The sequence below is a fragment of the Paenibacillus sp. LHD-117 genome (assembly GCF_030929555.1).
Lineage (GTDB): Bacteria > Bacillota > Bacilli > Paenibacillales > Paenibacillaceae > Pristimantibacillus.
The window spans coordinates 60962-76814 of sequence record NZ_JAVFVT010000009.1 but is presented as its reverse complement, the minus strand read 5'-3'; the positions used below and the strand labels follow the sequence as shown (position 1 = coordinate 76814).

Sequence of the window (15853 nt, the reverse complement as noted above, 5' to 3'; positions counted from 1 at the left end):
GAAGTGCCGAATTGGACAACCTGATCGAAAACGTAAAATGGACGGAAAAAACGGAGAAGCTGGATGAACTCATCCGGCAAGGCGTATCCCTGCATGCCATGAATCAAGGCTTCGAAGCGGAGGTCGTGAAGGTAAGCTCGGCCGCGGGAGAGCATTTTGTCTTGAAAAGATGGAACAAAAGCTCGAGGCCTGACGTCGGATTCCAGTTCCGGCTGCTGAACGCGCTTCTCGAACGGGGAGTATCCGTCGCGAGGCCGCTCGGTTGGGGGTTCGATGAGAGCGGCGCCCAAGCGATGCTCACTTCATTCGACGGGGCGCCCGTCGGCCGGCTGAACAAGCGGAAAGTGATCGATATCGCGAAGCTTTTGTCCAGCCTGCACCGTATTCCGATGGACGAGCTGGCGCATCTGCCTCTCCCTGCATACGATTTCGCGGACTACTTTTTCCCTGGCGTCAAGGAAAAGGAACACGAGGACATTCGCGAGGCCGTGCATGCTCTTGTTCGACAGGTCGAGATCAAACAGGATCGCGTCATTCACGGCGATTTTCATTTGGCCAATTTATTGGAGGAGGAAGACGGCCGGTTGACCGTTATCGACTGGACGAATGGGCAAGCAGGCGATGCTAGTTACGATTTTGCGTGGTCGTATATCCTGATGAGCATCTATGTTTCGGAAGGTCATGCGGATACGTTTCGAACCGCCTATTTATCGTCGAATAACGACATCCGGCAGCACGAGCTTGACGTTTTTGAAGCGTTGGCTTGTCTGAGATGGATGCTCCTGCAACGGAATGGCGGCGTCCCATTAGGCCCTGATACAATGGCAAAGGTAAACCGTTTGGCAACAAACAATCCACACTTGCATGCGTTGGAATTGGCGAAATAGGCCAAAAATCGCCAATCCGTTTGCAAAATGTACATGAAGTTTCAAATTGAATATTTAAACCCCCTGTCCGATTCATGCTACTATAGAAATTGTACATTGGATAATGCGGCAAGGGGGAAGCAGCTTGAATTGGGGAAGGGGAAACTTTACGCGAAGCGTGGCGTTTCGGTGGATTGTGTCGTACGCCGTGATTCTGTTCATACCCGTTATTGTTAGCGTAATTATTTACAGCCAGACCCGGGAAATCGTCAAATACGAGATCGAGCGCGCGAGCAGAGCGATGCTTCAGCAAGTGAGATATATCGTAGACGGCGAGCTGCATCAGACGGAGAGTCTGGCCGCGCAGCTGTCGATTCATCCGGATGTCCGGAAGTTTCTGTCTTCGCCGTCGGAAGAAAGCGCTTACCATATTTATCGGACGAAACAGGAACTAAATAAGCAGCTGGCCACGAATGATTTTATCAAAGAGATTTATTTGCATTCGAATTCGCTGCATTCGGTGCTTTCGGGCGAAACGTACGTGCAGGACCGAATGTTTTACGATATGAAACACCATACAGACACGTTCGCTTACGAGGACTGGGTCAAGTTGGTGACGGAGTCCCAGCCGGGGCGATATATTCTGCTCCCTGTCGAGAACCAGGGCAGGATCGAAATGACGCCTTCCTACATTCGGTCGCTGCCGATGCAAGCGGGCGCCGATCCGGCGGGCACGCTGCTTATTCCGCTTAATGCCGAGAAGATCAAGACGATGCTCGAAAACATCGATTGGGTGGAGCAAGGACAAGTGTTCATCATGGATGCAAACGATCAAATTCTGTTCCAGAACGGCGGAGACGCGGAGAATATGCCGACTGACTCGATGATTACGATCGAGTCGTCCGACACGACGGGATGGAAATACGTCAGCGTATTTCCGACCGACGTATTCTGGGAGCGGGCCCGGGCCATCCAGACGATGAACCTGTTCGGACTGCTGCTTTGTTTTGCGATCGGCGGCGCCGTCATTTATTATTTTTCCCGCAAAAACTACGATCCCGTCAAACAATTGGTCAGCGTCTTCTCTAGAGGGCAGTCGCAAGGAACGGGGGCCGACACGGACGAATACTCGTTCATCCGGAGAAGCGTGCTCGAGACGATTCGCGAACGGGACGACATGAACAATAAACAAGTTCAACAGCTCCGAGTGCTGCGAAACTATTATTTGGCGAGGCTGCTGAAAGGCCAGGCGGATCGGAACGTCCCGCTCGCCGAGCTGTCGAAGGCCCATCATCTGTCCTGGGCATCCGACCGGTTCGCGGTTCTGCTGTTCTATATTGATAGCGAAGAAAGCGACGATCGCATTCTCGACATGTCGCCGTTTATCGTATCCAATATTCTCGCGGATTCCGTCGGCGATCGGCTGACGATCCATTTCGCGGATGTGGACGGCACCCTTGCCGCGGTCGTCAACATAGCTCCGGATCGCGAGGAGCAGTGGAAGGACGACATGGAGGACGCTTTGGCGCAGGCGTACGAATTTATTGAGGCCCGTTATAAGCTTCGCTTCACGGCGGCGGGAAGCGAGCTGCAGACCGGATTGGACGGCGTGCATCAGGCTTTCCTGCAAGCGCTGGAAGCACAGGAGTACCGTATGGTGCTAGGGGAAGGCATGTTGATCTGGTACGGGGACGTGAAGCCGACCGAGAGCAGCTATTTCTTCACGGTGAACGACCAGATGATTCTGATCAATCTGATGAAAGCCGACGAATTCGAGAAGGCGAAGCTAATGATCGGAAACGTCGTGGATCAGGCGTTCAAGCGGCAATCGTCGCTGGAAATCGCAAAATGCGTGTTGCTTGACGTCGCGACGACGCTCATCAAGACGATTCCCGACCAGGAGCAGGCCAGCATCGCATGGGATGATCGGCGCCCGCTCAAACGGCTGTTGTCGTGCTCGACGAAGGCGGAGTTCCGCCAAGAGCTGCTGGACGTTTGGGAGCTTGTAAGCGAGGTGCTTCGAAGCAAGCAAGGCGCGCAGACGAACGCGGGACTCGGCGAGAAAGTGATCCAGTTCGTGCAAGAGCATTACGGCGATAAAAATTTGAGCGTGGCGATGATCGGCGATCGCTTCCGCTTGTCACCGCAATACGTGTCTCGATTATTTCGCGAGCAGACGGGCCAAGGATTACACGATTTTATTAGCCAGACCCGCGTGGAAGCCGCCAAGACGCTGCTGCAGGACGGGGCGAGCATCGACGAGACGGCGGCCGGAGTCGGCTTCGCGAGCGGCCACGCCTTTATCCGCGTATTCAAGAAATATGAGGGAATTACGCCCGGGAAGTACAAGACGATACAGTGACGGCCGTGCAATCGGATGCGGAAACAAAGGAGGCACCTTGCCATGGAGGCGCATATGCTTGGTTTATGGAAGAAAGGATGGATCGTCATGATCGCCTTTGCCTTAATCGCGTCCGGATGTTTCGGAGGAGGCGGAGGGGAAAAGCGCGAGGCAACGAATACGCCGAAGGAAACCGGCGGGGCGGAATCGGCCGAGAACGGGGAGCCGTTCGAATATCCGATGGAAGGATTGCCGAAGCTGACACTGATGACGGAATTTCCCGATATGGGCATGCCGAACCGGGGGGCGATCGACCAAGAATACGAGAAACGAACGGGAATCGCGATTCGGCATCTCGGCGGCGTTCCGATGCGGGACAATAAATTTAATTACCTCCTCGCCTCCGGCAATTTGCCGGACATCTTCTTGAATAACTGGCTTGAGTATCCCGGAGGTCCCGAGAAGGCGATCGAGCAAGGTTATATTTTGCCGCTGAACGACGTCATCGATCGTTATGCGCCGAACTTCAAACGTGTACTGGAGGAAAATCCGGAGATCGATAAAATGGTGAAGACGGACAGCGGCGTTTATTATGCGTTTCCGTTCATTCGTTCGGAGCTCGACAGGGTGTACGGCGGACCGATCGTTCGCCAGGATTGGCTGGACGAGCTGGGACTGGCCGTCCCGACGACGATCGAAGAGTGGCATACGATGCTGAAGGCGTTTAAGGACAAGAAAGGCGCCACAGCGCCTCTGACGTTGCGAACCTTATTCATGGGCGAACGAACGGCCGGATTCGCGGGAGCGTTCGGCGTCATGGGCAATTTCTACGTCGAGGACGGGAAAGTGACGTACGGTTATCTGGAACCCGGGTATCGGAATTATTTGGCGACGATGAGCCAGTGGTATCGGGAAGGGTTGATCGATAAGGATTTTGCGGTGCTGGACTTGGAGACCGTGGACAAAAAGCTGACGTCCGGGGTTAGCGGCGCTACGATCGGCTGGCATTCCTATATCGAGAAATACAATCTTGCGGCGCAAGCCGGCGACTCCGCGGGACGTTATGCGGCCGCGCCCTACCCGACGCTTATCGAAGGGGAGGTTCCCAAATTCGGACAGCTGGACAACGCGTACGCAGGCACAAGCTCGGCCGCGATCAAAGCGACGACGAAACAATTGGAAGCGGCGGTCCGCTGGCTGGATTACGCTTATTCGGAAGAAGGCAGCATGCTCAATACGTTCGGCATCGAGGGCGTGACATATACGATGGAGAACGGAGTACCGAAATATACGGAGTTGGTCGTGGCGAATCCGGATGGCCTATCGAGCGATCAAGTTATGCTGAAATACGCGCACCAAACGAATTTTCCGATGATCCAACGCGATTCGCGGCTGGAATGGAAGTTCGAAGAGACGAACCAAGCCCTTGAAATTTGGAAACAAACGAAACACGAGGACTACTTGCTGCCCCCGATTACGCCGACGCCGGAAGAGGCGAGCGAATTGTCCACATTGATGGGCGCGATAAGTGATTACGTGAAGGATGCGGAGCTTCGGATCATTCTGGGCGTAGATCCCATCGAAGCCTACGACGATATGGTGAAGCAGCTCGAGCTGATGGGGGTCGATCGGGTATTGGAAATTAAGCAAGCGGCCTATGAGCGGTATGTAAATCGATGACTTCCGAACACTCGGAGGTCATTTTTTTTTGTTTTGGCGCCCAATTCGGGAATTTGAGCCTTGATTTCAAGATGTCACCTGCGATTTCTTGCGTTTCGTACATCATTTTCGATATTGAACATTGAGGGAGCGGACCGCCTTCGGTACATTGATGGGGCAGGACCGAATCGCGGCTAGGGCAAATTTACGCAAGGATGTGATACAGGCATGGCAGCTTATACGCAAGATCGGATTGCAGACGCAAGCCCGCTTTGGAAGCATGTCAGGAAGGAATGGAAGCTGTATTCGTTTCTGATCCTTCCGCTCATCTATTTCATTATTTTCAAGTACGCGCCGATGCTCGGCAATATTATCGCCTTCCGCAAATACCGGGGCGGACCGAATATATTCGGTTCCGAATGGGTCGGGCTCCAGTACTTCGAGATGTTCATGAAGGATCCGACGTTCTGGAGGGCGTTCTTCAACGATCTCACCTTAAGCGTCAGTTATCTCGCCGTCAAATTCCCGCTGACGTTAATCTTCGCGCTGCTGCTTCACGAAATCCGCTGGATGAGATGGAAGAAGTTCGTGCAGACCGTATCGTACCTTCCCCACTTTATCTCGATGGTCATCGTCGCGGGAATGGTGAAGGAGATGGTTTCCTTAACCGGACCGATTAACGCCTTGCTTGCCAAGCTCGGGCTCGAGCCGCTCGCGTTCATCTCCTTGCCGGAATGGTTCCCGACGCTCTACGTCACCTCCGGCATCTGGCAAAGCTTAGGCTGGGGAACGATTCTGTATTTGGCCGCGATGACCGCGATCAACACGGAGCTGTACGAAGCGGCGAAAATCGACGGAGCGACCCGGTTCAGACAAGCCCTTCACGTCACGATCCCAGGCATCCTGCCGACGGTTATGGTGCTCTTGATTCTGGATATCGGCAGCATTCTCGGCTCCAACTTCGAGAAGATCCTGCTTCTATATAACCCGCTGACTTACGAAACGGCGGATGTCATCTCCACTTACGTGTACCGGATGGGTATTACCGGAGGCAACTTCAGCTTCGCGACCGCGGTCGGCTTGTTCGAAGGAATCATCGGTCTCATCTTGGTTACGATTGCGAACGAAATATCCAAACGGACGACCAAATCCAGCCTGTGGTAGAAAGGAGAATAGGCATGAAGCAAACCCTGAACTTCAACGGTTTCAATATTGTAAACGGATTCATCATGATCGTGGTCGTCCTGTTCACGCTCTATCCGTTCATCTATCTCGTGGCGCAGTCCTTCAGCTCGGAGGCTGCCATCTATGCGGGCGAAGTCAGCTTCTTTCCGGTCGACTTCACGACCAAAACCTATGAGGTCATTCTGAGCAAGCCCGATTTCTTCCGTTACTACGGCAACACGATTCTTTATTCCGTGCTAGGCACGCTGATCGCGGTAGCTTCGACGGCCGTCATGTCTTATCCGCTTTCCAAAGCTAAGCTGCGGCTGAACAAAGTGTTTATCCCGTTCGTGCTGTTCACGATGTATTTCGGCGGTGGCCTCATCCCGAACTACATTCTGGTCGCGAAGGCGCTTGGCATGAGGGATACGATCTGGGCTATCGTCATACCGGGGGCGATCAGCGCGTTTAACGTCATCTTGATGAAAACGTTTTTTGCGGGCATTCCGAACGAGCTGGAGGAAGCGGGCCGCGTGGACGGGCTGGATGTGTTCGGCATTTTTACGAAAATCATTTTGCCGCTGTCGAAGCCGATTCTAGCCACGATTACGTTGTTCGTTATCGTCGGCATGTGGAACAACTGGTTCGGGCCATCACTTTACCTGCAGTCCAAGGAAAAATGGCCGATCGCGCTGTATCTCAAACAAATTATCGATAACGCGGTCAGTCCGACCGAAATCGGGGCTGCATCGGAAGAAACGACCCAAATCGCGGCAACCGTCAAATCGACGGCGATGATGCTCACTTCTCTCCCGATTATCTGCATCTATCCGTTCGTGCAGAGGTATTTCGTGCAAGGCATGATGATTGGAGCCGTCAAGGGCTAATCGATATAACCGGCAGGGCTTTTTGAACAACCTCTAAGCCTGATCCGTTATATAAAAAAAGTTTCAAAGCTTTAACCATTAAAGGGAGGCAAAGCGATGAAAAGAATGAGAAAAGCATCCGTAACGGCCGTACTGGCACTCTTGCTCGCGTTTATGGCGGCATGCAGCTCGAACGGGAACAACAATGCCGGAGGCACCGAAACTGCCGCTCCGTCGGAAGGCGCCGGCGCGAACAACGGCGAGGCGGCGGATTACGCCTTCGGTGAAGATCAGACATTCCGCTCGAACGAACCCGTGACCTACTCCATGATGTACAGTGACCACGAGAATTACCCGTACAAAGAAGACTGGAGACTGTGGAGCGCGATCAAAGAAAAAACGAACGTGAGCTTCGACTTGTCCATCACGGCAAGAACGGAATACGAAAATCAAAAATCATTGCTTGTGAACAGCGGAGATGCGCCTTATATTATTCCTAAAACTTACGATGAATCCGCTTTCGTCGCTTCCGGTCAAATCGTGCCCGTCAGCGACTGGGTGCAATACATGCCGAACTACATGAAAGCCGTCAAGGATTGGGGCATGGAAGAGGATCTGAAAGCGAAGCTGAAGGAGGACGGCAAATATTACGTGCTGCCGGGCATGTGGGAAGTAGCCGGCGGCGGTTATTCCTACATTATTCGTAAAGACGTGTTCGAAGCGGCCGGGGTGGACGTGCTCGGTCAAGAAGCCAACTGGACGTACGAACTATTTTACGAAGCCATGAAGAAGGTTAAGGAGCATACGGGAGCCAAATACGTGTTATCCGACCAGTTCCAAGGCAATGCCACGCTCAACATCGCCGCCGTCCAATACGGCGTAACGGGAGGATGGGGCGTATCGAACGGTCTCGTATTCGACCACGACAAACAAGAATTCGTATTTGCCGACACATCGGATGATTTCAAATCCTATCTGCAATACTTCAATAAACTCGTAAGCGAAGGCATCTTGGATCCGGAATCGTTCACGCAGGAAGACGACGCCGCGCGCGCAAAATTTTTTAAAGGCGACACTTACGTCGTTAGCGGCAATTATCAGCTTCTGTCCGATTTCAAATCCAAGATGCAGGTGGATGGTGATCTGTACATGATCGTTCAGCCGGGCGGCCCTAAAGGCAAGCTGCAGGTCGAAACGTCGAGACTCGAAAACGGCGTCATGATCAGCCAGCGCGCGCTCGACGAGCTTGGCGAAGAAGATTTCATCAAGATGCTTCGCTTCATCGACTGGTTCTGGTATTCGAACGAAGGACAGACGCTCAGCCTGTGGGGCGTGGAAGGCGAGACGTACACCAAAGACGCGGAAGGCAATATCGCGCTGAATTCGGACATCTATTACAACGGCATGAACGAAGGCGCCGCGAAACAGCTAAACGTCGATTTCGGCTTTGCGGGCGGGATGTTCGCGTACGGCGGCAGCGCCAAGCTGAAGACTTCCAAAATGACCGAAGGGGAAAAAGATTATTTCAACCGCATCCTGTCCACCCGCGAGGAGCGGAAGCTGGCTCCGCCGATTATGGCAACCGCGGAAGAAACCGAGCAAATGAACCTGATCATGACGCCGCTTATCGATTATATCAAGACGATGACGCTGAAGTTCATTACCGGACAGGAAAGCTTCGACAAGTGGGAGCAATACAAGGCGCAAGCCGAGGCGAACGGAAGCGCCCGCTACACGCAAATGGCGAATGACGTTTTCCAAAAAACAAAAAGCAAGCTAGGGTATTAAAAGTGCGTGTTCAAAAAGGTTGAATATGGGGCTGGGCGCGGGGTCCTTGACGGACGGCGTCCGGCCCTTTCTTCAAAATATAAGAAAGTATAAGTTTTCACTATACTGGGCTTATATTTCTCGGAATGAAACGCGCCGCGCCGCAAAGGACGGCGACAGCCGTTTCACCTTGAGGAATGGAGGGGCATTCATATGGGAACGAACGCAAGGGTTGGATACGAAGCATGGCTTCGTTATGAGGCAATGGAGGAAGGCGACCTCAGGGAGGCGTATGGCCAGCGTTGTTCGTCAATCATGGCTTCGGGATCAAGCAAGGTTTTGTCGACGGCTGCCCGGGAATTGGCGATTGCGGTCCGGTCTTTGACCGGTCGGACGCCGGTCATCGCGTCTGCGCCTGATCAACGTGGCGCGGGCATCGTAATCGGCGTCCGGGGGAAGCTGGATCCCGAGACGGAACGAGCGGTCGCGTCCGATCTGGATGGGCTGGGCGACGAAGGGTACGTGCTTCGGACGCTGCCTGGCGGCGCGGGAGAGACTGGCCGCATCGCGATCGTGGGAGGCACGGAAGCCGGGGCGCTGTACGGCGTCTTTCATTTCATTCGGCTAATGCAGACAAGAGAGCCTATCGACAACTTGCATCTGGTCGAGCAGCCCGCGAACGGGCTGCGCATGATCAATCAGTGGGATAACATGGACGGATCGATCGAGCGCGGCTACGCGGGCAAGTCGATCTTTTACCGGAACGACGGTTTTGTAGAGGACTTCGCCCGCATTCGGGACTATGCGCGGCTGCTGGCCTCAACCGGGATCAATGCCATCTCGATCAACAACGTGAACGTGCATCGTGAAGAAACAAAGCTGATCACGCCAGAGTACCAGCAGACGTTGTCCGAGGCGGCGGAAGTGTTCGGGGCGTACGGCATCAAGCTGTATCTCAGCATCAATTTCGCCAGCCCGATCGCGGTCGGCGGTCTGGCTACGGCCGATCCGCTGGAGCCGTCGGTGAGGGAATGGTGGGCGGAGCGGGCGGCCGATCTTTACCGGTCGATCCCCGACTTCGGCGGGTTTCTGGTGAAGGCAGACTCCGAATTCCGTCCCGGCCCGTTCACGTACGGCCGTGACCATGCGGACGGCGCGAATATGCTGGCAGAAGCGCTTGAGCCGCATGGCGGAGTCGTCATCTGGCGCTGCTTCGTCTACAACTGTCTGCAGGATTGGCGGGACCGCTCGACGGATCGGGCCAAGGCGGCTTACGATCATTTCATGCCGCTGGATGGCCGATTCGCGGACAACGTCATTTTGCAGATCAAGAACGGGCCGATGGATTTCCAGGTTCGCGAGCCGGTATCGCCGTTGTTCGGGGGCCTGAGCAAGACCAATCAAATGCTCGAGCTGCAAATTACGCAGGAATATACGGGCCAGCAGAAGCATGTCTGCTACCTCGTGCCGCTCTGGAAAGAGGTGCTGGACTTCGATACCCATGCGGCCGGCAAAGGCTCGACCGTCGCCAAGATCGCGAGCGGCGCTCTGCATAACCGCCCTTTCGGAGGCATTGCGGCTGTATCGAACATCGGAGACGACGACTGTTGGACCGGGCATCCTCTCGCCCAAGCGAATCTGTACGGGTACGGCCGATTGACTTGGAATCCGTCCCTGCCCGTCGATCGCATTACGCGGGATTGGATCCGCCAAAGCTTAGGGTGCGACCCGCAGGTAGAACAGGCGGTCACGGACATTCTGCACCGGTCGTGGGGCATTTACGAGAGCTATACTTCGCCGCTCGGCGTAGGCTGGATGGTTAATCCGAACCATCATTACGGGCCGAACGTGGACGGCTACGAATATTCGAAGTGGGGCACGTACCATTTTGCGGATCGCAGCGGCATCGGCGTCGACCGGACGATCGGGACGGGAACCGGCTACGCGGGTCAATATCATCAGCCCTGGCGCGAGACGTACAATTCGGAGGAGCTTTGTCCCGACGAGCTGCTGTTATTTTTCCACCATGTCCCTTACACGCATATCTTGAAGAGCGGCAAAACGGTCATTCAGCATATCTACGACACGCATTTCGAAGGCGCGGAGGAAGCGGCGGAGCTGCTGGGGGCGTGGAGAACGCTGGAGGGCAAAGTCGAAGAAGGTTATTTCGCCCTCGTCTCCTCACGTTTAGCCGAACAGCGCGAGCACGCCAAGGAATGGCGTGACGTCATCAATACGTATTTCTATCGAAAATCGGGAATAGCCGACCGTCAGGGCCGACTGATTTATTAAACGGGGAGCGTGACGACCATGAATGCGAAGACATTATTTAACGACGGCTGGGAATTTGCCAAGAGCGGCCTGGATGCGGCGGACTGCGAAGGCCTCAGCTTCGAACCTGTGGATCTGCCTCATGACTGGCTGATTTATAATACGTTGGCGCTCTATGAGAACAGTATCGGCTGGTACCGCAAAAAGTTTGTATATACGAAAGGGTCGGGCAAAGGCGCGGTGAGGCTCTTCTTATATTTCGACGGGGTGTATATGGATTCGTCCGTTTATGTGAACGGGAGCTTCGTCGGCGAATGGAAATACGGCTACTCCTCCTTCGAGCATGATATGACGGACGCGCTTGCGGACGGCGAGAACGAGATCCTCGTCAAAGTCGTCCACCAAAGCCCGAACAGCCGCTGGTATTCGGGAGCCGGCATTTACCGGAACGTATGGCTTCGGACTATAGGCGCGGACTATATCGAAACGGACGGTATATACGTCTCCACGAGGCAAGAGGGTGACGCTTGGACCGTGGAGATCGAGACGAAAGCGCATATGGAGCAGGATGCGATTGTCGAGCACCGCATCTTCTATCGCGGGCAGCTGATCTCGGAATGCTCGGAGCGGGCAGCCGCGGGCGGCACGGTTCGGCACAATCGCCAAACGTTGTCCGTCGATCGGCCGTTGCTGTGGAGTCCTGACGAGCCGAATCTGTATAAGCTGGTTACGAGCTTGCGGAGAGCGGCCGGTCCGGAGCAGCCGGGAGAGGAGCTAGAGACGATCGCGCGCCATCTTGGCTTCCGCTCCATCGAGATGGATCCCGAGCGGGGGCTTCGGGTGAACGGGGAACGGCTGAAGCTGAACGGCGTCTGCGAGCATCACGATCTTGGCGCTCTCGGCGCGGCGTTCAATAAACAAGCGCTGCGCAGACGGTTCGTTATTTTGAAGGAGATGGGCGTTAACGCGGTTCGTACGGCACACAACATGCCCGCGCCGGAGCTGATGGATTTGGCGGACGAGATGGGGCTGTTCGTCGTCTCGGAAGCGTTCGACATGTGGGAGCGGCCGAAAACGCCTTACGATTACGCCCGATTTTTCGGCGAATGGGCTTGTCGCGACGTCAAGAGCTGGGTGCTGCGGGACCGCAACCATCCAAGCCTGCTCATGTGGAGCATCGGGAACGAGATTTACGATACGCATGCGGACGAAAGAGGGCAGGAAGTGACCCGCATGCTGATGGATTACGTGCTGGAGTTCGATCCGAAGCAAAACGCCAAGGTCACGATCGGCTCGAACTATATGCCATGGGAAAACGCGCGGAAATGCGCGGATATCGTTAAGCTCGCCGGCTATAATTACGCGGAGAAATATTATGACAAGCATCACGAGGAGCATCCGGATTGGATCATCTACGGCAGTGAGACGGCTTCGGTCGTGCAGAGCCGCGGCATCTACCGTTTCCCGTTCGACAAGTCCATACTGGCTGACGACGACGAGCAATGCTCGGCTCTCGGGAACAGCTCGACGAGCTGGGGGGCGAAGTCGGCCGAAGCCTGCATTATAGCGGAGAGGGACACGCCGTTCTCCTTGGGACAATTCTTGTGGACCGGCTTCGACTATATAGGGGAACCGACCCCGTACCATACAAAAAACAGTTATTTCGGACAGATCGACACGGCCACGTTCAAAAAGGATTCCTATTACGTCTACCAGGCGGCCTGGACCGATTACCGCACGCATCCGATGGTGCACGTGTTCCCTTACTGGGATTTCAACGACGGGCAAACGATCGACGTCCGCGTCTGCTCGAACGCTCCGAGAATCGAGCTGTTGCTCGGCGGCGTCAGCGTTGGGATAATGGATATCGATCATGAACGGGGCAAGCAGCTCGTCGGATGGTGGAAGCTGCCTTACGCGCCCGGAGAAATCCAGGCGATCGCCTACGACGAAGCGGGCAACGCGATCGCGACGGGTGCTCGAAGCTCGTTCGGAGATGCGGCCGCGATTCGTCTTGAGGCGGACAAAGCAATGCTGGCGGCCGATGGCGAGGATCTGATCTTCCTGGAGATCGGCATGCTGGACGTGGACGGCCATCCGGTCGACAACGCGAACAACCGGGTCCGCGTGGAGGTGACGGGCGAAGGCCGACTGCTCGGTCTCGACAACGGAGACAGCACGGATTTCGACCCTTACAAGGGAACGAGCAGAAGGCTGTTCAGCGGCAAGCTGATGGCCATTATCGGCTCTACGCTTCAGCCGGGGCGGGTTAAAGTGATCGTGCATTCGGAGGGCATGCAATCCGAAACGGTCGAGTTTGTTTCCGGCGCGGTAGAAAGCGGCGCGTCGTCTAGCGTGTCCGCGGCTTCAAGGAACAAGGATCTGCCTTGCATAACCGGCGCGTCGAATGAAATTCCGCTGCGCAAAATCGAAATCATCAGCGACGAAGGACAACGCTTCGACGAGAACAAACAAGAGATGGCCGTTCGCGCCCGGCTATGGCCGGCGAATACGTCCTATCCCGACGTGGAATGGCGCGTCGTTACGGACGAAGGCATCGATTCGAATATCGCCAAGGTCGAAGCGGACGGGCTAACCGCCAAGGTCACCGCCATCGGAGACGGTTCGTTCCGCCTCCGATGCACGAGCAGGAACGGAACGGACAAAACGAAGCTCATCTCGCAGCTTGAATTTACGTCAACGGGACTGGGGACGGCTTATAAAGATCCGTACGGATTTATATCGGCGGGGCTGTACGATTACGGCAAAGGCGAGGTCGGCAACGGCAACGAAAGAGGCGTGGCGACGAGCAGGGACGGCGAGACGCAAGTAGGCTTCCGCGACATCGACTTCGGTCCGTACGGCTCGGATTCGATCACGATTCCGATCTTCGCCCTGTCAAGCGAGTCGTACGAGCTGCAAATCTGGGAAGGCATGCCGGACGAAGAGGGCAGCGAAATGGTTGCCGACGTCGTGTACCAGAAGCCGTCCCGCTGGAATGTGTATCAGGAGGAGACGTATCGGCTGTCCAAGCGATTAAAGGGCATCGCGTCGATTTGTTTCGTCTTGCGCCAGAAAGTGCACATCAAAGGCTTTTCGTTCGAGCGGCAGAGCAGGGCGTTCGAACGGAACGCCGCCGCGTCAAGCGACCGCATTTACGGCGATGCGTTCACCGTGGCGGGAACCAGCGTGGAGGGCATCGGGAACAACGTCTCGCTCGAGTTCGCGCAAATGGACTTTACGGCGGAAGGAACGGCGAAGCTAATCGTGAACGGCAGATCGCCGATCGATAAAAACACGATCCATATCCGGTTCGCCGGCGAAAGCGGGGAAAGCAGCCAGCTGGTGGAATTCGGGTATACCGAAGGCTACGAGGAACGGGAGTTCGAGCTGGAGCGGGTGTCGGGCAAGCAGAACGTGACCTTCATCTTCCTGCCGGGAAGCCGATTCGACTTCGGCTGGTTCCGGTTCGAGCGGGGATAAACAAACTCTCATTGAGGTGATCAGGATGTCGACTGGCATGATGAATGCGGCAATTTTGGATGAACCGATGTCCATTGCCGTTAGACGGGTGGAAATTCCCGTTCCCAAAGATAACGAAGCGCTCGTGAAGGTATACTGCATCGGGATATGCGGTTCCGACGTCCATTATTACGAGCATGGCCGGATCGGCCGTTATGTGGTGAAGGAGCCGATCGTTCTCGGTCACGAGCTGGCCGGCGAGGTCGTTAGCGTAGGCAAGGACGTGTCGAACGTGTCGGTCGGCGACCGGGTGGCGGTGGAGCCAGGAGTCGCATGCGGGCACTGCGATTATTGCAGATCGGGGCGTTACAATCTGTGTCCCGACGTTGTTTTCCTCGCGACGCCTCCGGTGAACGGCGCCTGGGCGGAATATATCGCTATGCCGAGCGACTATCTGTTCAAGCTGCCGGATACGATGAGTTATGAGCAAGGCGCGTTGCTCGAGCCGCTGTCGGTCGGCTTCCATGCCATGCTGCGCGGCAAAGTCAAGCCGTTCGACCGGCTGCTGATCACGGGCCTCGGCCCGATCGGACTGCTCGCGGGACAAGCGGCGAAGCTGTTCGGGGTTTCCGAAATTTACGGAACGGATGTCGTGCCGTTTCGTCGGAAGCTGGCCCTTGAATTGGGTTTTACGGAGGTGCTCGATCCTTCGAGCGAGAATGTCGGGGAGAGGCTGTCCGAGCTGACCGGCGGAGCTGGCGTTACGCTTGTTGTGGAGTCGTCGGGCAACGCCGGGGCGATTGCCGACACGATCAAGCTGGTCCGCCGCGGCGGAAGAATCGTTTTCGTCGGAATGCCCGCGGCAGAAGCCGTGCCGATGGATATCGGACGGCTTATCGACGGCGAGATCGAAGCTTACGGCGTATTCCGATACGCGAATACGTATCCCGCGGCGATTGGGTCGCTGCAACGTTCTTCCGTCGACATCGAGAAAATCATTACGCACCGTTACGCGCTCACGGACATCAAGGAGGCGGTGGAAACGGCGCGTACGCAGAAAGATACAAGCATCAAGGTCATGATTTATCCGAATAGGCCATACTAGGGAGATAGCCATTTATAAGAGGAGTGACCATGACATGGAGCAGCAACAATACATCTACATGCTGCGATTAATGCCTGTTTTTCAGAATAGCACTCATGCAAAATGATCCAGCCGTGGTTGGCGGAGTAATGAAGGCGGAGTTGCATCCGTTCCGCGTTGCTTTGTCGGCTTCGGGGAGCTAGCGGATGTCAAATGGCTTGCATCTTCCAGGGCAACCGGCAGGGACTTTATCCCTGCCAAGCCCCGAAGATGAGGTCCAAGGATCCAGTCCTCGAGAACCCGCCGCTGGCGGGTTTTTTTGCGCTTCTGCTACGAGTGGATTATTTTGCTAAGAGCGGTGCGGAAAATAAAG

9 protein-coding genes are annotated in these 15853 nt (G+C 55.3%); all 9 read left to right on the top strand.

Annotated elements, in window-relative coordinates; all coding sequences use genetic code 11:
- Positions 1 to 11: 11 nt before the first annotated feature.
- The 9 genes from RB620_RS09000 (at position 12) to RB620_RS08960 (ending at position 15501) form a co-directional block, all read left to right on the top strand.
- Complete coding sequence (locus tag RB620_RS09000; protein WP_308093626.1) at positions 12 to 887, top strand: phosphotransferase family protein; 876 nt, start codon at positions 12 to 14, stop codon at positions 885 to 887.
- A gap of 124 nt (positions 888 to 1011) precedes the next feature.
- Complete coding sequence (locus tag RB620_RS08995) at positions 1012 to 3228, top strand: AraC family transcriptional regulator (RefSeq protein ID WP_308093624.1); 2217 nt, start codon at positions 1012 to 1014, stop codon at positions 3226 to 3228.
- 42 nt (positions 3229 to 3270) lie between these two features.
- Positions 3271 to 4887 carry an extracellular solute-binding protein gene (locus tag RB620_RS08990; RefSeq protein ID WP_308093623.1) on the top strand — a complete coding sequence of 539 codons (1617 nt, stop codon included), beginning with the start codon at positions 3271 to 3273 and terminating at the stop codon, positions 4885 to 4887.
- 207 nt (positions 4888 to 5094) lie between these two features.
- Positions 5095 to 6030: an ABC transporter permease gene (locus RB620_RS08985; RefSeq protein WP_308093621.1), complete on the top strand. Its 936-nt coding sequence runs from the start codon at positions 5095 to 5097 to the stop codon at positions 6028 to 6030.
- 14 nt (positions 6031 to 6044) lie between these two features.
- Entirely contained in the window at positions 6045 to 6917 is an 873-nt protein-coding gene (locus RB620_RS08980; RefSeq protein ID WP_308093619.1) for a carbohydrate ABC transporter permease, read from the top strand.
- A 96-nt stretch (positions 6918 to 7013) separates the two neighbouring features.
- Positions 7014 to 8684, top strand: coding sequence for an ABC transporter substrate-binding protein (locus RB620_RS08975; protein ID WP_308093618.1), 1671 nt, complete (start codon positions 7014 to 7016; stop codon positions 8682 to 8684).
- 192 nt (positions 8685 to 8876) lie between these two features.
- The gene (locus RB620_RS08970) at positions 8877 to 10955 is read left to right on the top strand and encodes an alpha-glucuronidase family glycosyl hydrolase (protein ID WP_308093616.1); all 2079 of its coding nucleotides are present in this window, start codon (positions 8877 to 8879) and stop codon (positions 10953 to 10955) included.
- Between the two features lie 18 nt (positions 10956 to 10973).
- Positions 10974 to 14417 (top strand): glycoside hydrolase family 2 TIM barrel-domain containing protein, encoded by a 3444-nt coding sequence (locus RB620_RS08965; protein ID WP_308093615.1) that lies wholly within the window; start codon positions 10974 to 10976, stop codon positions 14415 to 14417.
- Positions 14418 to 14454: 37 nt separating this feature from the next.
- Positions 14455 to 15501, top strand: a complete 1047-nt coding sequence (locus RB620_RS08960) for an NAD(P)-dependent alcohol dehydrogenase (protein ID WP_308093613.1) — start codon at positions 14455 to 14457, stop codon at positions 15499 to 15501.
- Positions 15502 to 15853 lie beyond the last annotated feature (352 nt).

What these genes read in the sequence shown, in the direction of transcription:
- RB620_RS08965 (WP_308093615.1), top strand. Translation starts at nt 10,974, where the DNA reads ATGAATGCGAAGACATTATTTAACGACGGCTGGGAATTTGCCAAGAGC.
- RB620_RS08975 (WP_308093618.1), top strand. Translation starts at nt 7,014, where the DNA reads ATGAAAAGAATGAGAAAAGCATCCGTAACGGCCGTACTGGCACTCTTG.
- RB620_RS08990 (WP_308093623.1), top strand. Translation starts at nt 3,271, where the DNA reads ATGGAGGCGCATATGCTTGGTTTATGGAAGAAAGGATGGATCGTCATG.
- RB620_RS08960 (WP_308093613.1), top strand. Translation starts at nt 14,455, where the DNA reads ATGATGAATGCGGCAATTTTGGATGAACCGATGTCCATTGCCGTTAGA.
- RB620_RS08980 (WP_308093619.1), top strand. Translation starts at nt 6,045, where the DNA reads ATGAAGCAAACCCTGAACTTCAACGGTTTCAATATTGTAAACGGATTC.
- RB620_RS08970 (WP_308093616.1), top strand. Translation starts at nt 8,877, where the DNA reads ATGGGAACGAACGCAAGGGTTGGATACGAAGCATGGCTTCGTTATGAG.
- RB620_RS08985 (WP_308093621.1), top strand. Translation starts at nt 5,095, where the DNA reads ATGGCAGCTTATACGCAAGATCGGATTGCAGACGCAAGCCCGCTTTGG.